The 17,929-nt window shown below is 60.3% G+C and carries 22 protein-coding genes and 1 riboswitch; of the genes, 14 read left to right on the forward strand and 8 right to left on the reverse strand.

Translation table 11 applies throughout. The features are described 5' to 3' along the window. Positions 1–19: 19 nt before the first annotated feature. A complete protein-coding gene (locus AS189_RS03660; protein WP_062286381.1) occupies positions 20–232 on the reverse strand; it encodes a hypothetical protein in 213 nt (70 codons plus the stop codon). A gap of 470 nt (positions 233–702) precedes the next feature. Between AS189_RS03660 and AS189_RS03665 the strand changes: the two genes are divergently transcribed. Then, positions 703–1,173, forward strand: coding sequence for a MarR family winged helix-turn-helix transcriptional regulator (locus AS189_RS03665; RefSeq protein WP_062286382.1), 471 nt, complete (start codon positions 703–705; stop codon positions 1,171–1,173). Between the two features lie 202 nt (positions 1,174–1,375). Here AS189_RS03665 and AS189_RS03670 read toward each other — a convergent pair whose 3' ends face one another. Continuing rightward, a complete protein-coding gene (locus AS189_RS03670; protein ID WP_062286383.1) occupies positions 1,376–1,639 on the reverse strand; it encodes a hypothetical protein in 264 nt (87 codons plus the stop codon). A 77-nt stretch (positions 1,640–1,716) separates the two neighbouring features. Between AS189_RS03670 and AS189_RS03675 the strand changes: the two genes are divergently transcribed. Beyond that, a complete protein-coding gene (locus AS189_RS03675; protein ID WP_062286384.1) occupies positions 1,717–2,379 on the forward strand; it encodes a hypothetical protein in 663 nt (220 codons plus the stop codon). Positions 2,380–2,467: 88 nt separating this feature from the next. Here AS189_RS03675 and AS189_RS03680 read toward each other — a convergent pair whose 3' ends face one another. Then, complete coding sequence (locus AS189_RS03680; protein WP_062286385.1) at positions 2,468–3,262, reverse strand: HAD-IIA family hydrolase; 795 nt, start codon at positions 3,260–3,262, stop codon at positions 2,468–2,470. Positions 3,263–3,359: 97 nt separating this feature from the next. On the opposite strand from AS189_RS03680, the gene AS189_RS03685 reads away from it, so the two are divergent. The 4 genes from AS189_RS03685 (at position 3,360) to AS189_RS03705 (ending at position 6,816) form a co-directional block, all read left to right on the forward strand. Continuing rightward, complete coding sequence (locus AS189_RS03685; RefSeq protein WP_062286386.1) at positions 3,360–4,064, forward strand: TrmH family RNA methyltransferase; 705 nt, start codon at positions 3,360–3,362, stop codon at positions 4,062–4,064. A gap of 301 nt (positions 4,065–4,365) precedes the next feature. Next, positions 4,366–5,388 (forward strand): class II fructose-bisphosphate aldolase, encoded by a 1,023-nt coding sequence (gene fbaA, locus AS189_RS03695; RefSeq protein ID WP_062286388.1) that lies wholly within the window; start codon positions 4,366–4,368, stop codon positions 5,386–5,388. Between the two features lies 1 nt (position 5,389). Next, a complete protein-coding gene (locus AS189_RS03700) occupies positions 5,390–5,815 on the forward strand; it encodes a DUF3151 domain-containing protein (RefSeq protein WP_062286389.1) in 426 nt (141 codons plus the stop codon). Positions 5,816–6,090: 275 nt separating this feature from the next. Next, positions 6,091–6,816 carry a helix-turn-helix transcriptional regulator gene (locus AS189_RS03705; RefSeq protein ID WP_129587141.1) on the forward strand — a complete coding sequence of 242 codons (726 nt, stop codon included), beginning with the start codon at positions 6,091–6,093 and terminating at the stop codon, positions 6,814–6,816. A 182-nt stretch (positions 6,817–6,998) separates the two neighbouring features. Here AS189_RS03705 and AS189_RS03710 read toward each other — a convergent pair whose 3' ends face one another. Both AS189_RS03710 and AS189_RS03715 read right to left on the reverse strand, forming a co-directional pair. Continuing rightward, a complete protein-coding gene (locus tag AS189_RS03710; RefSeq protein WP_062286391.1) occupies positions 6,999–7,802 on the reverse strand; it encodes an SDR family oxidoreductase in 804 nt (267 codons plus the stop codon). A gap of 35 nt (positions 7,803–7,837) precedes the next feature. Then, on the reverse strand, positions 7,838–8,329 hold the full coding sequence (locus AS189_RS03715; RefSeq protein ID WP_062286392.1) for a MarR family winged helix-turn-helix transcriptional regulator: 492 nt from the start codon (positions 8,327–8,329) through the stop codon (positions 7,838–7,840). A 407-nt stretch (positions 8,330–8,736) separates the two neighbouring features. On the opposite strand from AS189_RS03715, the gene AS189_RS03720 reads away from it, so the two are divergent. The 3 genes from AS189_RS03720 (at position 8,737) to AS189_RS03730 (ending at position 11,581) form a co-directional block, all read left to right on the forward strand. Continuing rightward, the gene (locus AS189_RS03720; RefSeq protein ID WP_062286393.1) at positions 8,737–10,029 is read left to right on the forward strand and encodes an adenylosuccinate synthase; all 1,293 of its coding nucleotides are present in this window, start codon (positions 8,737–8,739) and stop codon (positions 10,027–10,029) included. 156 nt (positions 10,030–10,185) lie between these two features. Continuing rightward, complete coding sequence (locus AS189_RS03725; protein ID WP_062286394.1) at positions 10,186–10,992, forward strand: carbon-nitrogen hydrolase family protein; 807 nt, start codon at positions 10,186–10,188, stop codon at positions 10,990–10,992. Positions 10,993–11,032: 40 nt separating this feature from the next. Beyond that, the gene (locus AS189_RS03730; protein WP_129587142.1) at positions 11,033–11,581 is read left to right on the forward strand and encodes an SUKH-4 family immunity protein; all 549 of its coding nucleotides are present in this window, start codon (positions 11,033–11,035) and stop codon (positions 11,579–11,581) included. Between the two features lie 27 nt (positions 11,582–11,608). Here AS189_RS03730 and AS189_RS03735 read toward each other — a convergent pair whose 3' ends face one another. From AS189_RS03735 to AS189_RS03745, 3 genes are read right to left on the reverse strand one after another with little or no spacing between them, the layout of a single operon-like run. Beyond that, positions 11,609–12,517 carry an ABC transporter permease gene (locus AS189_RS03735; protein WP_062286396.1) on the reverse strand — a complete coding sequence of 303 codons (909 nt, stop codon included), beginning with the start codon at positions 12,515–12,517 and terminating at the stop codon, positions 11,609–11,611. After that, positions 12,517–13,554, reverse strand: coding sequence for an aliphatic sulfonate ABC transporter substrate-binding protein (locus AS189_RS03740; protein ID WP_062286397.1), 1,038 nt, complete (start codon positions 13,552–13,554; stop codon positions 12,517–12,519). The genes AS189_RS03735 and AS189_RS03740 overlap by 1 nt, the downstream gene beginning before the upstream one ends. Before the next feature lie 55 nt (positions 13,555–13,609). Beyond that, complete coding sequence (locus AS189_RS03745) at positions 13,610–14,455, reverse strand: ABC transporter ATP-binding protein (protein WP_082634038.1); 846 nt, start codon at positions 14,453–14,455, stop codon at positions 13,610–13,612. Between the two features lie 6 nt (positions 14,456–14,461). After that, a riboswitch (SAM riboswitch) is annotated at positions 14,462–14,574 on the reverse strand. Positions 14,575–14,708: 134 nt separating this feature from the next. Here AS189_RS03745 and AS189_RS03750 point away from each other — a divergent pair. The 5 genes from AS189_RS03750 (at position 14,709) to AS189_RS03775 (ending at position 17,765) form a co-directional block, all read left to right on the forward strand. Next, entirely contained in the window at positions 14,709–15,125 is a 417-nt protein-coding gene (locus AS189_RS03750; protein ID WP_062286398.1) for a CoA-binding protein, read from the forward strand. A 380-nt stretch (positions 15,126–15,505) separates the two neighbouring features. Continuing rightward, positions 15,506–16,141 (forward strand): polysaccharide deacetylase family protein, encoded by a 636-nt coding sequence (locus AS189_RS03760; RefSeq protein WP_237759962.1) that lies wholly within the window; start codon positions 15,506–15,508, stop codon positions 16,139–16,141. 61 nt (positions 16,142–16,202) lie between these two features. Then, positions 16,203–16,796, forward strand: coding sequence for a dihydrofolate reductase family protein (locus AS189_RS03765; RefSeq protein ID WP_062292885.1), 594 nt, complete (start codon positions 16,203–16,205; stop codon positions 16,794–16,796). Further along, positions 16,793–17,203, forward strand: a complete 411-nt coding sequence (locus AS189_RS03770) for an MmcQ/YjbR family DNA-binding protein (RefSeq protein ID WP_062286400.1) — start codon at positions 16,793–16,795, stop codon at positions 17,201–17,203. Before AS189_RS03765 ends, AS189_RS03770 begins: the two co-directional genes overlap by 4 nt. Further along, on the forward strand, positions 17,187–17,765 hold the full coding sequence (locus AS189_RS03775) for a DUF1990 family protein (protein ID WP_082634039.1): 579 nt from the start codon (positions 17,187–17,189) through the stop codon (positions 17,763–17,765). The genes AS189_RS03770 and AS189_RS03775 overlap by 17 nt, the downstream gene beginning before the upstream one ends. Positions 17,766–17,929: the final 164 nt, after the last annotated feature.

Genomic DNA, 17,929 nt, shown 5'->3' on the forward strand with positions numbered 1-17,929 from the left:
CCCAGATCTTTGACACACCTCACTTTGTAAAGATGCCCTTGTCGATGCCGTACAGCAGCGCAATGTAGGGTGCGATGGGAATGCCACCTACTACAACCTTCGTCAATCCGGCAGATCCGGAGGCTGCGGGATTCTCGGCAGTCGCTCCGGAGGGTGATCCCTGTCCGCAACCGGTCAATGCGAACAACGCGATGGATGTCCCAGCGATAAATGTAGTCAGGCGCTTCTTCATTGAAGTCTCCTCGGTAACTTGATGTGGCAGAGACTCTCGGCTCGACCATGAACTGTGTGACTTTCGCCACTAATCAAATCTAACCACAATTATTGAATAAATCAATAATTGTCCATTCTGCACCCTCGATAGGCGCCCAGCGGGAGGATTTCCCGCGAGGACTCCCTGCGACAGGGTGCATGAAGTGCTTGGCATTGGCATTGCGGCGGGCCAAGGTGGCCAACGAGTCGGCATCGACGTTGGTAATAGTGACGGCAGCACCCTGAAGCTCAATTCATGGCCGCACCTGCGGGCGGGACCACGGCCGCACCGGTGGCGATTGTCGCTTTTTCAGTAAGTGCCATGAGGGCGCTTCGCGGGTGGATATTGCCCACTTCGACCGAAGTGTGGGTGCCGTGAGCATGCATAACACCTTAAACTCTTGATATAATCAACGATTATATTCTTTGTTGATATTGAGAGGTAGCTCCATGACGACCACGTCAGGCACCATTACCAGCACCACGGAGCGGTTCCTGGGCAGCGAACTTGCAGGGGACATTGAATTCCTGACCGCGCGCACTCGCGCGCTGGGTTCCGCTCGAGCCAACAAACTCCTGGAGCCGCTGGGGCTGAAGGTGCGGTCCTATTCGGTCCTGTCCATGGCGTGCAGCGGATTCGCCCCCACACAACGCGAGCTGGCCGAGTTCCTCTCGCTGGACCCGAGCCAGATCGTTCCGCTGGTGGACGGGTTGGAAGTCCGCGGGCTGGTTGAACGCCGCACGGATCCCCGAGACCGTCGCTCCAAGGTGGTCACCGGCACCGCCGCTGGACAGCAGCTGTATGCGAAGGCGCGTGTCGCCACCGCCCAGGGCGAGTCCATGACCATGGCAAAGCTGAACAAGGCTGAGCAGGAGACCTTGCGCGATCTGTTGTCACGCATTGCTTTCATATGTCCGTGACATCTGGGCCCCTTCTCGCTCACTGAAAATGCGGCGGGGATGGATCAATGTCAGAGTTGAGCGAGATTCACCTCATTTTCGTCAGGGGACCGGTGTCGACTCCCGGGTGCTGATGAAGAACCACCGCTACGACGGCGGTGATTGCTGGGGTTCTGACACGGGCAGTACTCCCCATCGCGAAGATTAATGGGGAGCATTAGGCTCACACTAGGCGCTGCCTGTCCGGGCTGCGCAGATGGATGGAGCCCTCATATGTCAGTGCAGCCGCCGTGGCCAGGTCGCCCCGGGTCCGACTCGGAATCAGCCCCCGGTCAAGGGCAACAGCCGGCGCATAATGGCTGGGCCCAGCCGGGGCAGCAACAGCAACAGGGGCAAGAGCAGCCGTACGGCCAGCAGCCCGGTCAATACGCTCCGCATCAACCACCTGTGGGTCCCTATGGGCAACCGCAATATGGGCAGCCGCCATACGGTCAACAGTCGCCAGCGGATCCGTACGGTTCGCAGCAATACAATGGCCAGCCGTACTACAACATCCCCGGCGGAATGCCCCCGGCCCCACAAAAGAAGAGTGCACTGCCGTGGATCCTAGCCGGCGGCGGAGTAGTGGTACTGGCGGTCGTGGTGACGGTTGTAGTGCTGCTTTCCGGACTAATTGCGGGCGGAAATAAGGCGAATATGGTGGATGCGCCCACCACATCTGCCTCCTTCCAATACCCGGAAGGCTGGGTCCGAACCGCTGAGAACGCCACCATTATTAACGAAGACGGCAGCCGGCCTGCTGAACGCTTCAGTGCCGCGAATAATAGCGATCCAGCGTCTTCCATGATGGTGTACGAGGCTGGAGATAGGCCAACAGGTGACGTCACCACGGAGAAGATCCATGCAGCGATCGATCAGGGTCTGGCCGCTCAGCTTGCTGCCACTCAAGAGGATCTGGTGTATTTCCGCAGCACATCAGCTTTCGGGTGCCTACAGGATTTTGCATACACCAGCCAACCCGTCATTGTTGAGCGAGATGGCCTGTATGGCTATAGCTATGGCTACACCTGTTCTAGTTACAAAGGCAACATCACGGGGGAATATCTCGTTGCCTACGACACATCGGGGGTGTCGCACAGAATGACGGTGGAAGCCGTAAATGCCGAATGGGCCAGCAATGAAGCCACCCTGACGTCCATCGTTGATTCATTGAAACCGGCACTCTAGAGGCAACAGCCTGACGCGCCAAAGGGTGCCTCGCCATGGTTTGGCGCGGCACCCTTTTTGAGTGTCTAAAAGTCAGGATCCCTCGACGCTAGATGTGTGGAATCAGATCTGCCACCGAATTCATCACCTGGTCGGGGCGGAAAGGGTAGGCCTCGATGTCCTCGGGCTGTGTGATCCCGGTGAACACCAACACCGTGTGCAAGCCTGCCTCCATGCCCGCAATGATGTCGGTATCCATACGGTCGCCGATCATGGCAGTGGTTTCCGAATGGGCCTCGATCCGGTTCATAGCTGATCTGAACATCATGGGATTGGGCTTGCCCACAATATAGGGTTCGCGCCCGGTGGCCTTGGTGATCAGCGCCGCGATGGCGCCGGTGGCTGGCAACGGACCTTCGGCGGAAGGGCCTGTGGCGTCAGGGTTCGTGGCAATAAAACGGGCGCCGGCACCAATGAGCCGGATGGCTTTGGTGATGGCTTCGAAGGAGTAGGTGCGGGTTTCGCCCAGCACTACGTAGTCGGGCAACTGATCGGTGAGAATGAAGCCTGCCTCGTGCAACGCCGTCGTCAATCCGGCCTCACCAATGACATAGGCGCGCCCGTGCGGCATTTGGGACTTCAGGAACTGGGCGGTTGCCAAGGCCGATGTCCAGAGGTTCTCCTCAGGGACATCCAGGCCAGACTGCTTGAGTCGGGCGGCGAGGTCGCGGGGTGTGTAGATGGAGTTGTTGGTCAGAACCAGGAAGCGCTTTGAGGTGTCTACCCAGCGTTGGATCAGTTCGGCCGCGCCGGGCACAGCCTTGTTTTCATGGACGAGCACGCCGTCCATGTCCGTGAGCCAGCATTCGATGTCAGCGGGTTGACGTTGTTGCACAGTGGTCATGATTCCTCCTGAAAGTGGCCGGATGCTTTGCCCTAAGTCTTGCAGATTCGCGCAAGCAGCGGGAATGGAGCTTAGTCACACCGGCTAAAGTAAAGCGGTGAGCAATTCCAGTCAGATCCCTTCCCCTGCCGATTCCACCGCCCCGGAAGGTGCCGCGCCCGTTGAGGCGAGCGAATATTTAGAGCCCCACCATGAAGTAGGTGTTGGCCCGTGGGAGGGCGAGTTGCCCGAGGGTGATCACTGGGACCCCGAATTGCTGGCCAACGGCGATCGCCGCAACGTTCTGGACGAGTACCGGTACTGGTCCATGGACGCGATCGTGGCAGAGCTGGACACGCGCCGCCACGACTTCCACGTCGCCATTGAAAACTGGCAGCATGACATGAACATTGGCACGGTGGTGCGCACCGCCAATGCATTCCTGGCTAAGGAAGTGCACATTATTGGACGACGGCGGTGGAACAAGCGCGGCGCCATGGTCACCGACCGCTACCAGCATGTCCGCCACCACCCCACCGTTGAGGACTTTGTAACGTGGGCGAAGGGCGAGGGCCTGACCATCATCGGCATCGATATTTTCCCGGACTCCGAGCAGCTGGAAACGTACGAATTGCCCCGCAACTGTGTTTTCGTGTTTGGCCAGGAAGGCCCGGGGCTCAGCGACGAAGTACACGCCGCCGCGGAAACCACCCTGTCAATTGAACAGTTTGGTTCAACGCGATCCATTAACGCCGCCTCAGCCGCCGGTATCGCCATGCATGCCTGGATCCGCCGGCACGTCTTCAACCAGAGCGTCTCGTAGCGCGGCTGCCCCAACCTGCAACGGCAGCCACGGATGACGGCGTGAACTAGCTGAACTGCTTTTTGCCACCCGGCGCGTACGCCCCGCCTTCTGCTTATGTCCCTACATGCGCAGAAGGTGGGGACGTACGCGGTGGATCGAGGAGGTCTGGGCGGCCGCCGTCGTGCTTAAAAAGTCCACAGACTGAACGTTGACTTCATCTTGTTCGTCCCGGTGGACGTACTCGCTAAGATGGAGGAAGCCATGCGGGACTGACTTGTTGTCAGCCCCTTTTGTACCGTTCAGCCCAGAGGAGCTCTTCATGCCCATCGCAACACCGGACAAATATGCCGAAATGATCGACCGCGCCAAGGCTGGCGGATTCGCCTACCCCGCGGTCAACGTGACATCCTCACAGACCCTGAACGCAACCCTGCAGGGCTTCGCCGACGCTGGAACCGACGGCATTATCCAGGTTTCCACCGGTGGCGGCGCCTACTGGTCCGGCGCTGGCGTCAAGGACATGGTTGCCGGTTCATTGGGCTTCGCAGCTTTCGCTCGCGAAGTTGCCAAGAACTACCCCATCAACGTTGCCCTGCACACGGATCACTGCCCGAAGGACAAGCTGGACGGCTTTGTACTGCCGTTGCTGGCGGCTTCCGAGGCTGAGGTCAAGGCTGGCCGCGACCCGATCTTCAACTCCCACATGTGGGACGGCTCCGCCGAAACCCTCGAGGAAAACCTGCGCATCGGCCGCGAATTGCTGGCACGCACGCACGCAGCAAAGATGATCCTCGAAGTTGAAATTGGCGCTGTTGGCGGCGAAGAAGATGGCGTCGAGAACGCCATCAACGACAAGCTGTACTCCACCATCGAAGACGGCCTGGCCACTGTTGAAGCCCTTGGCTCCGGCGAGCACGGCCGCTACATCACGGCACTGACCTTCGGTAACGTGCACGGCGTCTACAAGGCCGGCAACGTCAAGCTGCGCCCGGAAATCCTGAAGGAAATCCAGGCCGCTGTTGGCGTCAAGATCGGTAAGGAAAACCCGTTTGACTTGGTCTTCCACGGCGGATCCGGCTCCTCGAACCAGGAAATTGCCGACGCTGTTTCCTTCGGTGTCATCAAGATGAACATCGACACAGACACCCAGTACGCCTACACGCGTCCGGTTGTTGACCACATGTTCTCCAACTACTCCGGCGTCCTGAAGGTTGACGGCGAAGTGGGCAACAAGAAGCTCTATGATCCCCGCGTCTGGGGCGCCTCGGCCGAAAAGGGCCTGGCTGCACGCGTTGTTGAAGCTGCCTCGCAGCTCGGCTCCGCTGGCAAGACGTTCAAGTAACATGAGCGATGATTTCCGCAAGAACCTCCTCGGCCCGGAGCCCACACTGCTCCCGGCCGAGGTGGATGTTCAGGCTCGCTTGGACGCTGGGGATGAAGCAGTAGATTTGGCTGCTTCGCACCCCACGTCATCGCTTTTGTGGGCCATTTTGGCTGACGAAGCGTACGCCGAAGGCCGCACCATCGAGTCCTACGCCTACGCACGCACCGGTTACCACCGTGGCTTGGATTCGCTCCGCCGCAACGGCTGGCGCGGAACCGGTCCGGTCCCGTTCGAGCATGAGGGCAACCGCGGATTCCTGCGCGCACTCTATGCTCTGGGCCGTGCCGCCGGCGCCATTGGCGAGTCCGATGAAGCTGCTCGCATCACCACGTTCCTGAACGACTCCGATCCGTTGGCTACCGCCGCGATCGAGGCCGCTCTTTAGTCCCCACATTCCAGCCGCTCCCCCTGCTCGCAAGCTTGCAGCGGGTCCCTCGAGGCTGTGGGTCCAACTAGAAATGCCGCCGCTCCTGCATAATGCCACCCTTAGAACGGTGGCATTATGCAGGAGCGGCGGCATTTTGCGTGGACCGCGGGCTTCGTCCATCAATGCTTCTGCGGATGTTGCGGCGGGGAGAAGATTATTCACGGGACAACCTTTCACCGCCAGGATCACGAGAAAAGTGGAGATTCTCAGGAGATATTACTACACTTAATTCCGTGGAAAATATGAGCGTCACAGAACTGCCTCTTGGTCCCAAGCCGGGCCGAGCTGAACCCGTAGCGTCCATTTCCAAGGCTCGTGCCGCGGTGCTCGAACGGCTGCGCCAGTTGGACGGGACGTTGAGCGTTGAACAGTTGGCAACACAGACCGGCCAGCATGCAAATACCGTCAGGGAACATCTGGAGGCACTGACGGGGGATGGCCATGCCACCAAAACAGCTGCGCCCAAGGAAGGCCGGGGCAGGCCTGCATGGTTGTACCAGGCCACTGCCACGCCAGCCGGTCCTGTTGGCTACCTCGCCCTTGCTGCGGCCCTAGCTCAGCATCTTGCTGCCACCAGTGCCAACCCGGCCGCCGCAGGTGAGAGTGCCGGACGAAGCTGGGCAGGGGCCTTGCCTGGTGCTTCGCGTCTCGGGGCGGTTGCAGCAGCAGAAGTTTCCAGCAAGGCCGGTGGCAAGGTTGCGCGCCAGCGCGTGGCAACGGTGCTTGGCCAAGCCGGTTTCGGGGTTCGAGGAAATCGTGACGCAACCGAGTTGACGCTCACCACCTGCCCCATTGTGGAGGCGGCCAGGGAAAACCCTGAAGTGGTCTGTGCCGTCCACCTGGGCTTGGCGAAGGAACTGCTTTCGGCAAGCGGACTGCCGGAACAGGACGTGCGGCTTCTTCCCTTTGCCGGGCCTGGATTCTGTACGCTGCACCTACCCGGCAGCGTCACCCCATGACAGGGTGACGCCTCGACTGAGAAAGCTACAGAAACCCAAATCCCCACTTCTACGTAAGCCCGCCTACTTATTGCGGCTAACTCCTGCCGGATCTAGCGTGTTCTCGAATTGCTGCACAACGTCATGTTTTGCCTACTGACGCGCCGAACCGTCAACCATCTGCTTAATTCGAACATGAGGGATCAGTCCCAGATGTTGTCTCCGCGCAGCGTTGCGTCAACGCCACCATCGATGTAGATGGTCTGACCGGTGGTGTGCGTGTTTTCCTCGCTGGTCAACCAGGCCAGCAGCTTGGCTAGCACGATGGATTCCGAGTGGTAGTTCAACGGCATAGGCATGCTGTCATCAACCATCTTCCGGCCCTCTTCGGTAGCGAGCAGCTGCTCGGTCATCGGGGAAATGACGGTGCCCGGAGCAATGGCGTTGAGGGGGATGTGTGCCCCGGCCCAGCGGGCGGTGATGGATTCGCGGCGGATCCAGCGGCTCAGGGCACGCTTGCTGGAGGGGTAATTCAGGTAACCCGTGCGAGGCCCCTCGGCGGCCAAAGCGGCGCCGATTTCCAAGGCTTTGGCTTCATCGCCGGCCAGCATGGCGTCAACCAGTTCAGCTGAAGGGGTTTGCAGCGTTGCCGCGGAACTGACGACGGCGGCACGTGGCGCCGGGCTCTTGGCCAGTGTGGGTGCCAGGTGATTCAGGAACTCGGTGACGCCGAAGTAGTTAACGCTGACGGTCAGCGGGATGGGTGCGGCGATGCCTGCGCAGGCGATGACGGCGTCGATCTTTCCGTCGGCCAATTCAATGGCCCGGTCAGCGGCGGTTTTGCGCCCGGCGGTGGTGCTGAGGTCCGCTTCGATCTCGGCACCCTTCAAATCAACGCCAATGACGATCTCGCCACGTTCGCGCAGAAGAGCTGCGGAAGAGGCGCCAATTCCGGATCCTGCACCGGTAATAACGTAGGTGCGGGGAGCGTTGGTGCTGCTAGTCATGTCAGATGTCCTTGGTAAACGGTTTGGATGAAAACTTAGGCTTTGTTGCCCAGTCGATTGGACAACATGATGGTGGAGGACTCGAATCTCGCAAGAAGACGCGTGAATTCTGCCCGGTCCTTCTCTGGCCAGCCATTGAGAAGATCGCCCACTACGCCGTTGCCAGCGAGGACCAACTTCGCTGCAGTCTGGTGCCCGGATGCGGTCAGCTGCACCCGCTGCGCCCTGGCATCGCTGGGGTCCGAGACCCTCTCCACGAGGCCGGCCTTGGAAAGTCGGGCGGTAATCTTACTGATATTGGAGGCTCCAGTCACCATCTTGGTGGCGATATGGGAAGGCCGCAGCGGACCATCATGGGACAGGATGGTCACCATGGTGATGGCGCCCGGGTCAAGGTCCACTCCTTCACGGGCGGCCACTGCCGTGAGAAATTCCGGTGCCGTCCATTCGGCCAGCACGCGGGTGAGCGAGGCGATGAGCGCTGCGCCATCCGAAGCGGATGCCGTGCTCGAGTCGTTGGAAAGCACCTTTTCTCCTTGAGTCCGATGGTGAATTTAATGTCTTGAGGACAGTATATCCTTTTTGGCCTCCGATAGACAGCAATAAAGCTAAATTATTTCCCCGTAGACCCCGTAGACCCCGTGGACATCTGGGCACGGCAGGGGACTATGCCGACGCTTGGCGAGAGGTGCAGCGCAAGGAGGGAACGCCGTCGTGCGTTCAAGACGCGCGCCACAAGGGGCAAATGTGCGTGCGCTGGAGCATTCCGGTAAACTCAACTGGTAAGACCCCCTTGATCACTCGCAGACTGCAGCGACGCTGGAGAAGGCAAGTGGTTTCCAAGGGGCATTTTCGTGTCCGGACGGTGTACGGCGGAACAACCGCTGAATGATGCAGCGCCCGGCTCAACTTTTTGAGCAAGGGGGAGGATCCCATGCCAGCAATCGTGATCGTCGGCGCCCAGTGGGGCGACGAGGGCAAGGGCAAGGCTACCGATTTATTGGGTGGCCTGGTCGACTATGTGGTGAAGCCAAATGGCGGTAACAACGCCGGGCACACCGTTGTCGTAGGCGGTGAGAAGTATGAGCTCAAGCTCCTTCCTGCCGGCATTTTGAGCCCCAACGCAACACCCATCATCGGTAACGGCTGTGTCGTGAACCTTGAGGCGTTGTTTGAGGAAATTGAGGGCCTGGAGGCTCGCGGTGCGGACACGTCCAAGCTGCGCATTTCCGCCAATGCCCACTTGGTGGCGCCGTACCATCAGGTGCTGGACAAGGTCACCGAGCGGTTCCTTGGCAAGCGCGCCATTGGCACCACGGGCCGCGGTATTGGTCCGGCCTACATGGACAAGGTGGCCCGTCTCGGGATCCGTGTTCAGGACCTCTTTGATGAGTCCATCCTGCGTCAAAAGGTGGAAGGCTCCCTCAAGCAGAAGAACGAGCTGCTGGTGAAGGTGTACAACCGCCGTGACGTGGAAGTGGAAGAGGTGGTGGAATACTTCCTAAGCTTCGCCGAGCGCGTACGCCCCATGGTCATTGACGCAACATTTGTGCTCAACGAGGCCCTGGACCGCGGCGAAGTAGTGCTCATGGAAGGCGGCCAGGCAACGTTCCTGGACGTGGACCACGGCACCTACCCGTTCGTCACCTCCTCCAACCCGACCGCCGGTGGCGCATCGGTTGGTTCCGGCATTGGCCCCACCCGCATCACCCGCGCTGTGGGCATCATCAAGGCCTACACCACGCGTGTTGGCGCCGGCCCGTTCCCCACGGAACTCTTCGACGACATGGGCTTGTACCTGCAGACAACTGGCGGCGAATTCGGTGTTAACACCGGCCGTCCGCGTCGCTGTGGTTGGTACGACGCTGTCCTGGCCCGCCACGCTTCCCGCGTCAACGGCTTCACGGACTACTTCGTCACCAAGCTGGATGTCCTCACCGGCATCGAGCAGATCCCCGTCTGTGTTGCTTATGACGTGGACGGCGTGCGCTTTGATGAAATGCCCATGACGCAGACCGATTTCCACCACGCCAAGCCCATCTTCGAGTACTTCCCGGGCTGGACCGAGGACATCACCACGGCCCGCACCATGGAAGATCTGCCCGAGAACGCGCGCAACTACATCCTTGCGCTCGAGGGCATGTCTGGCACCCGGATCTCCGCCATTGGCGTTGGTCCGGACCGCGATCAGACGATCGTGCGCCACGACCTCATCAACGACAAGTAGCTCACCGTTCCACAGTATTAGGGAAGGGCGACGACGGAACCAAAGTTCCGTACGTCGTCCTTCTTTTTTGTGGGGGTTGGCTGGGTGCGGGCGGCACAGCAAGTGCGGGACGGGCTAGTCTGGTTCCACAGAGAACCGAGCGGAAGGACCATTGCCATGAAGGTTAGCGTTGGACAATTCAACCCAGGCGGAGATGTGGTCGAGAATCTAGCCACCATGCGCAGACTTGCTGTGACTGCCGCCCAAGAAGACAGCAAACTGGTGGTCTTCCCCGAAGAAGCCATGTTCTCCGTGGGGCGCATCGAGGGAGATTTCGCCGCAGCGGTGGACGCGAACTGGACCACCTTTGTGCAAGGGCTGTCCATGATTGCCTCCGAGGTGGGGATCGCCGTCATTGCAGGCGGCTATGAAGCCAGTGGTGAGGCCCGCCCCTACAACACCGTGGTAGCCCTCGGCGATGACGGTGAAATCCTCGGAACCTACCGGAAATTGCACCTTTACGATGCCTTCTCGTACCAGGAATCGACCCGTATCAAGCCCAGCGACCGCGGCATCACCCTCGTGGAAATTGGCGGCTTCAAGGTAGGCATCATGACCTGCTACGACATTCGCTTCCCGGAACTGGCGAGGGCTTTGGCGTTGGCTGGGGCGGACATGATCTGTGTTTCTGCGGCCTGGTTCAAGGGTGAACACAAGATTGACCATTGGGAGACGCTACTTAAGGCGCGGGCCATTGAAAATACCTGTTGGGTGGCGGCTGCGGGAACCTCCAGCGAGCATTGCATTGGACATTCAGCCATCCTTGACCCCATGGGCATCGCCCTTGACTTCCTGAATGACGAGGCTGAAGGTGTGGCCACCACCGACGTCACGCATCGGCGCATTGAAGAAGTCCGGGAGTTCCTGCCGGTGCTGCGCAACAGGCGCTTTGAAAGCAGTTCAGCGGTAGTTCCTGCAGCTTAGAAAGTTCCCGTTGACGGGGCAACTGGCTGTGGTTAGTGTCATGACTATGGACCTACGGCAGGAGGACATCATGAACGACACCAGGATTTGGTCCGTGTTGCAGGGCATGTACCCAGTTGCCCTGGAGGACGTGCCATTAGACGGTCAATGGCTTAAACCGCCCTTTGCCGACGATTCCAGCGGCCGGGCCATTGTTTGTAATGACGGGGATTTCCAATTTGTTGTGGTGGACCGGAAATCCGGTGCAGTGCTGTTCGTTTGTGAAGACGAAGAAACCCTCATGGCCTCATCGCTGGAGACCCTGCCCGCCATTGTTGCGGCGTGGGGAGCCATTGACCGCGACACTGTTGGGCCCGAAGACGACGATGACTTCTCCGCTGTCGCCAAGAGCTTTGAAACGTTGCTTTTGGAAATTGATCCGGCTGCAGCCGGTGCCAATGAATTTTGGCACCGCTACACCGAGGAACTGACCAGCCAGGACTACGTGGACTTCGACGATGATGACGACGCCGAGGAAGAGGACGAGCAGGAGCCCGACTCCGGAGACAACGATCGGCCCAGCGCCGCCGATTCATTCGTAGACGCCTGAGCAATTCTTGTCTGTAGCGCCGGGTTGTTAGGACCAGCGGCGAACGGCCCACTTCTCCGCCAGGCCCAGCAAGGCATCTGTGGCCTTGCCGAGAACTGCCAGCAGCACAATAGCAAGCAGCAACCTGTCGGTGCGGCCGTTGCTTTGTGAATCGGTCAGCAGGAATCCCAGACCCATGGATGAAGCAATCAGTTCGGCCGCCACCAGGAACAGCCACGCCTGAGCCAGTGCCAGCCGGAGCCCGGAAAAAATAGCTGGGACAACCGCAGGCAGTTGCACCGTGGTGAGCAGTCTGAGTCCTTGCAAACCGAACGCCCGCGCGGCCTCCACGAGGTTTTTGTCCACATGTCGCAGCGCCAGCGACACCGTGGTGAACACCGGGAAGAATGCCCCAATGACAATCAGCGTGACCTTTGAGTCCTCGCCAATCTTCATCCACAGGATCAACAACGGCACCCAGGCAAGCGACGGCACAGCGCGTAGCGCCCCGATAGTGGGCCCCAGTAGTACTTCGGCGATCTTCGACAGCCCCACGAGAGCGCCCAGAGAGACACCCAGTGCCGCCCCGACGAGGAAGCCCAGGAGCACGCGTTGGGTGGAGATGGCCACATGGTTGAACAGTTCATTGCGGGAAATGAGCTCGGTCCCGGCCTCAAACACTGCGCGCGGTGACGGCAGCTGCACTGGCGAGAAAACTCCTGCTGCTGTGCTCAGCTGCCAGGCCAGCAGGATCAGGGCCGGCAGCACCAGCCCCAATCCGAGCTTCACCCAACCGTTGCTCCAGCGGGAGCCATTGTTCGTGGAACCCCGTGCGGACCGCGCCCCTGGTGCTGGAGCACCCGGCGTCAGGGTGGCGACGCCAATAGCGCTGAACCCTTCAGCGGTGGTGGGGAGCACGGAGCTGCCTGTTGCCCCCGGGTTGCCCAGGTTGGTCATCAGGATTCCTTGATTGAATCGGGATTTGCCTTCAGAGCGAAGGAATCATCCAGCAGGGTGGCCAGGGCGGTGTCCACGTCGGCCTGGGTCTTGACGTCGCCGAGCTCAACGAAGGTGGGCCCGATCTTGGCCAAGACCGCCCGCTGCTTCTCACCCGGAACACCGGAGACATCGAGGTTACTGCGCTCGAGAATGACAGTGGTAGCAACTTCTGGCTTAAGGCCGGCAGCATCGGCCAGAATCTGAGCCGTTTCCTCGGGATTGGCGGCGGCCCAGACTCGGGCTTTTTCGTAGGCGTCAACCACTGTCTGTGCCAACTCGGGCTTGCTCTTGAGGAATGATTCGGTGGCGTTCAGGAAGCCATAGGTGTTGAAGTCCAAGTTCCGGTAGAAGAGGGTAGCGCCCTCCTGCTCGGCCGTGGCCATGATGGGATCCAACCCAGCCCACGCGTCCACGGAGCCGTTTGCCAAGGCTGCGCGACCGTCAGCGTGCTGCAGGTTTTCCACCGTCACGTCCTTGGTGCTCAAACCTGCCTCTTCCAAGGCTTGGACCAGGAAGAAATACGGATCGGTGCCCTTGGTAGCGGCCACCGATTTGCCCTTCAGATCGGCAACCGAGGTGATGGCTGATCCCTTGCTGGTCACCAGTGCTGCCCACTCCGGCTGGGAGTACAGGGAGATCGTTTTGATGGGTGAACCATTGGTGCGTGCCAGCAGCGCGGCGGAACCTGCCGTGGAGCCGACGTCGATGGCGCCGGCGCGCAGTGCCTCGTTGGCTTTGTTGGAACCGGCGGATTGCAGCCACTTCACGGTGACGTTCTTCGGCGCCAGCGTTGTTTCCAGCCAACCCTTTTTCTTGATGACCAAGCTGAGGGGGTTGTAGGTGGCGAAGTCGATGGTCAAGGTGCTGGCTCCGCCATCCTTGCCGGGCGCATCGGTAGCTGCGTTCTCGCCGGCGCAGCCAGCCAAGGCCAAGGCGGAGACTGCGGCGGTGAAACCAAGGAAGGAACGGCGGTTGAAAATAGCTGAGTTAGGCATGATGGTCCTCAAAAATGGGTGTGGTGAAGAGAAAAAGAAGAAAGAAGAAAAGGGCCTAGTGGCCGTCGACGCCGAGGCTGGCGAGCAGCGAGCTGCGTAGTCCGGCCAGCTCGCTCGAGGCCCGGTCGCGGGGGCGGGGGCCGGGAACATTTACGGTGCGCACAATGGTGCACCCCGGCGTGTCCGTTCCATCGGAGCCGAGCAAGATGATCCGGTCCGCAAGCTGCAACGCCTCATCCACATCGTGGGTGACCAGCAGCACCGTGGTGGGCTCTGCCGCATGCACATCCAACAGCAAGTCCTGCATGGTGATTCGGGTCAGCGCGTCCAGTGCACCAAACGGTTCGTCCAGCAGCAAAACCCCGGGATTGCGGGCCAAGGCCCTGGCTAGCGAGGCTCGCTGGGCCATGCCACCGGAGATCTCCCGCGGGCGGTGACCTGCGAATGTGGACAGGCCCACCAACTTCAAGAGGTTTTCCACCACGTGGCGGCGCCGGGCAGAATCCGCGCCGGAGGGAACACCAATCGCCACGTTGCTTGCGATCGATTTCCACGGAAGGAGACGGGGTTCCTGGAAGGCCACGGCACAGCGTGAATCAATGCCGGATACGGCTGTGCCGTCAATGCTCACGGTGCCGGTGCTCGGCGCATCCAGTCCGGCTACGGCCCGCAACAGGGTGGACTTTCCGCAACCGGACGGGCCCAGCAGGGCCACAATTTCCCCTGCCTGGATGTTGAAGCTGACATCACGGAGCACCGTGTGAGTGCCCGCCTTGGAGCTGAAGGAACGGCCAAGAGCCTCAAAAGAGACAGACATGGCCGGAGTACCTTGGGGATCGGAAACTGCCGTTGGTGGCGCCACCGAATCGGTGGACACCGTTTGCGAAAGCAAAGCAGACATGAAAACACTCCATCGTTCCTGGCGGTAGCACCCTGCTGGCGATGGCACCTTTTGTGGGGTGTCAACCAGGGTTGCTGCGGCGTCAATGAGCCAGATCTCTCGGCCGCTCGGGATGGTCACTCCAAGACTAGGACCTGGGATGATCCGGCTGAAATTATCAGAGGTGCACAGTTCTCGAGACGTAACAATTGAGGTTGGCGAACCGCCGGGCAGGCGCAGGGGCATCGGCGGGCGCCGGGCCTAAACTCATGAGATGGAACATGTTAATGACCCGCAGGTGATCCGCAGACTACTGACCACCCCCGCGCGCTGGGCAGTGGTGGGCCTATCCGGTAACCCGTTGCGACCCGCCGTGGGTGTTTCCTTGTTCCTCCAGCGCCAGCTGGGCCATGAGATCATCCCAGTGAGCCTGAAGGGGGACGACGTTCATGGCGCCAAAGGGTACAAGACCCTCGCCGAGATTCCCGGCAGCATCGATGTGGTGGATTGCTTTGTGAATTCCACGAAGGTTGGTGCGGTGGTTGACCAAGCCATTGCCGTGGGCGCCAAGGCGCTCTGGCTGCAGCTCGGCGTGATTGATCAGGATGCAGCCCAGCGCGCGCAGGAGGCTGGTCTTGAGGTAGTCATGAACACCTGCCCCAAGATTGAAGCTGCAAAGCTCGGGCTTTAGCCGACGCCGGCCTCGAGTCCCCTAACACCCCAACTTCTAAGCAACCGCGAATAAATTAGGACAGCCGATATGCCCCGCCACTTTGCCAATTCCCGATCCCGCAGCCGCTGGGTGGCATGGTCCGTCATGATTTTATCCATCGCCCTCGTGGCCACAGGCGTTTGGTGGGTCACCTCCAACAATTCACAGTTTTCCAGCGCAGTTTCAGGGGCGCCCGGTCAGAGTACCCAGGCAGCGAGCAACACTGCACCAACGGACACTGGCGTCCCGGCGACTACCCGGCGGAAAGTGACGCGCCGTCGCCAACGCATGCTCCGGCGTCGGAAGTTCCCAGCTCTGCCCCACCCACTCTGGCGCCCACTCATCCGGCAACCGGGCGGGTGGACACACTGGACGGACTGGTGCCGGATTATGTGCTCCCGCCCATTGAAAACGGGATGGTGCCCGTGCTGACCAAGGTCCCAACCGAGCAAAAAGTGGTGTTTGTGACGATCGACGACGGCGCGATCAAGAGGGATTCGGACCTGGCGCTGCTGGAGAAGAACGGGATCAAAGCGTCGCTGTTCCTGGCTCACAATTTCATTGCCGGAAGTTCGGATTTCTACAGGAAATACACGGCGGCCGGGCACCTCATTGAGAACCACACCATGACCCATAATCTGGACTTTATTCACCTGAGCTACGAGCAGCAAAAGGCCGAGATTTGCGGGATGGCTGATTTCGAGGAGCAGCAGTTCGGGCGCAGGCCAGTCTTCTTCCGACCCCCGGGCGGCCCCTACACGATGGCCATTCGGAAGGCAGTCGCGGAGTGCGGCATGAAGGCCATCGTGGATTGGGAAACTAAGGCCAATGCTGGCGGGATGGATTACCAAGTGGGTGCCGGGCTGCGTCCGGGAGACATTGTCCTGATGCATTTCCGGACGGAATTCCCGGATGATCTGGCGGCCTTCCTGAAGGCGCAAAAGGCGGCGGGGCTCAAAGTGGTTCTGCTCGAGGACTACCTGGCAACCCCGTAGCGTCATGGCAGGCTTCTGCGCGCGGGTGCAGGGTGCCGGCGCAGGCGGTAGCGTAGATTCCATGACCAAGACCGTGTACTACACCGCATCAACGCTGAACGGGTTCTTGGCGGATGAAAACCATTCGCTGGACTGGCTCTTTGCCGTGGATACCGCAGGTTCTCCGGACATTGCCGCGTTCATGGACAGCGCGGGTGTTTTCGTCGAGGGCTCATCCACCTATGAGTGGGTACTTAAGGCCGAGAACTTGTTGGCGGAGCCAGGCAAATGGCAGCAGTACTACGGGCGCAAACCCACCTATGTCTTCACGTCCCGGACCTTGCCCGTGCCCGACGGCGCCGATGTCCGCTTTGTCAGTGGCGACGTGGCCGGAGTGCTGGAAGAGATCACAGCAGCTGCCGGAGATCTGGACGTTTGGGTGGTGGGTGGTGGCGATTTGGCCGGCCAGTTCCTGGATTGCGGGGCGCTGAATGAAATCGTTATCACCTTTGCGCCGGCCGCCCTGACAAGCGGTGCGCCACTGCTGCCACGCAACGTGGGGGCCGATAGTCTGGACCTGCTCAGTGCTGAGAAACAGGGTGAATTTGCTGTGCTGACTTACGGAGTTCTTGCTAGGGATAGCGGCACGCCGAACGTAGAAGCCGGCACACCGTGAGTCACGTTGGAGCAGATGATCTGCGTGCCGCGGCGCTGTCCTTGACGGGAGCCTACGAGGACTTCCCCTTCGGGCCCGAAATCAGTGTTTTCAAGGTCAAGGCGCCCAGTAGTGGTGGGACGGAACGGGCGGGCAAGGTGTTTGCGCTGGGCGATCTGGACGCCGACCCGATACGGATCAGCTACAAGTGCGATCCCGAGCTGGCGCCGGCATTGCGCCAAGCCAACCCCGGAATTACCGCCGGCTATCACTTGAATAAAAGGCACTGGAACACCGTGGATACATCTGTGGTGGAGCAACAAATGGTGTTGGAGATGTTGGAAGATTCGTACGATCTTGTGGTGTCAGGGCTGCCCAAGTATCAACAAAATGCATTGGAGTGGAGCGCATATGTCGCCAAGAGCTAGGCGTGGCCCCCTTGATTACCCTTTTCTGGGCCTGACCAGGCTGGCTGTGGAGAAAACTGCCGACGCCATCGAATGGCCCAAGGGTTTTGATCACGTGGATAAGACGCTCGCCGTCGGGGCTGGTCAGGCGGCATTCGACGCGTTGGCTGCGGGCATCATGAGCTGGGAAATTCAGCGCCGGGCCGGGCTTCAGGTGAAGGCGCCGCCACGGGCAGTGGTGGGTGCTCAGGTGGTCAGCGGTTTTGGAGTGGGAAACTTGCGCCTGCCCGTGCCGTGCGAGGTGGTGTGGGCCATGGAACCGCAGTGGGCTCCGGGCCCCGACGGGCGGGATATTCAGCTGGCAGGCTTTGGGTACGGCACGCTACCTGGGCACCCGGCTCTGGGCGAGGAAGCGTTCATCGCCATGATGAAGCCCGACGGCGGCGTGTACTTCAGACTTCTGGCCTTCAGTAAGCCAGCGGGTCTGATTTACGCACTCGGTGCCCCCGTCACCAAGCTGACTCAAGCGGGAGTAACACGTTCCTACCAGCAGGCGGCCCGAACGCTGACGGGCGGCTTTTAATTCACTGTCGGGTTGTTTTGACAGGTTGTTTTGGCGGTGGAGTAACAAAAACCCCGGTCAACTCGCAATGAGTTGACCGGGGATTTTGCGTTTGACGGGCCCAGAATAGTGGGCCCACGCTTGCCAGGTTCCGGGGAAATCGCGTCAGCGATTTCCCCGGCCGG

Source organism: Arthrobacter alpinus (genome assembly GCF_001445575.1).
Taxonomy (GTDB): domain Bacteria; phylum Actinomycetota; class Actinomycetes; order Actinomycetales; family Micrococcaceae; genus Specibacter; species Specibacter alpinus_C.

What these genes read in the sequence shown, in the direction of transcription:
- AS189_RS03660 (WP_062286381.1), bottom strand. Translation starts at nt 232, where the DNA reads ATGAAGAAGCGCCTGACTACATTTATCGCTGGGACATCCATCGCGTTG.
- AS189_RS03665 (WP_062286382.1), top strand. Translation starts at nt 703, where the DNA reads ATGACGACCACGTCAGGCACCATTACCAGCACCACGGAGCGGTTCCTG.
- AS189_RS03670 (WP_062286383.1), bottom strand. Translation starts at nt 1,639, where the DNA reads ATGGCGGCTGCCCATATTGCGGTTGCCCATAGGGACCCACAGGTGGTT.
- AS189_RS03675 (WP_062286384.1), top strand. Translation starts at nt 1,717, where the DNA reads ATGCCCCCGGCCCCACAAAAGAAGAGTGCACTGCCGTGGATCCTAGCC.
- AS189_RS03680 (WP_062286385.1), bottom strand. Translation starts at nt 3,262, where the DNA reads ATGACCACTGTGCAACAACGTCAACCCGCTGACATCGAATGCTGGCTC.
- fbaA (WP_062286388.1), top strand. Translation starts at nt 4,366, where the DNA reads ATGCCCATCGCAACACCGGACAAATATGCCGAAATGATCGACCGCGCC.
- AS189_RS03700 (WP_062286389.1), top strand. Translation starts at nt 5,390, where the DNA reads ATGAGCGATGATTTCCGCAAGAACCTCCTCGGCCCGGAGCCCACACTG.
- AS189_RS03710 (WP_062286391.1), bottom strand. Translation starts at nt 7,802, where the DNA reads ATGACTAGCAGCACCAACGCTCCCCGCACCTACGTTATTACCGGTGCA.
- AS189_RS03720 (WP_062286393.1), top strand. Translation starts at nt 8,737, where the DNA reads ATGCCAGCAATCGTGATCGTCGGCGCCCAGTGGGGCGACGAGGGCAAG.
- AS189_RS03725 (WP_062286394.1), top strand. Translation starts at nt 10,186, where the DNA reads ATGAAGGTTAGCGTTGGACAATTCAACCCAGGCGGAGATGTGGTCGAG.
- AS189_RS03730 (WP_129587142.1), top strand. Translation starts at nt 11,033, where the DNA reads ATGACTATGGACCTACGGCAGGAGGACATCATGAACGACACCAGGATT.
- AS189_RS03735 (WP_062286396.1), bottom strand. Translation starts at nt 12,517, where the DNA reads ATGACCAACCTGGGCAACCCGGGGGCAACAGGCAGCTCCGTGCTCCCC.
- AS189_RS03740 (WP_062286397.1), bottom strand. Translation starts at nt 13,554, where the DNA reads ATGCCTAACTCAGCTATTTTCAACCGCCGTTCCTTCCTTGGTTTCACC.
- AS189_RS03745 (WP_082634038.1), bottom strand. Translation starts at nt 14,455, where the DNA reads ATGTCTGCTTTGCTTTCGCAAACGGTGTCCACCGATTCGGTGGCGCCA.
- AS189_RS03750 (WP_062286398.1), top strand. Translation starts at nt 14,709, where the DNA reads ATGGAACATGTTAATGACCCGCAGGTGATCCGCAGACTACTGACCACC.
- AS189_RS03765 (WP_062292885.1), top strand. Translation starts at nt 16,203, where the DNA reads ATGACCAAGACCGTGTACTACACCGCATCAACGCTGAACGGGTTCTTG.
- AS189_RS03775 (WP_082634039.1), top strand. Translation starts at nt 17,187, where the DNA reads ATGTCGCCAAGAGCTAGGCGTGGCCCCCTTGATTACCCTTTTCTGGGC.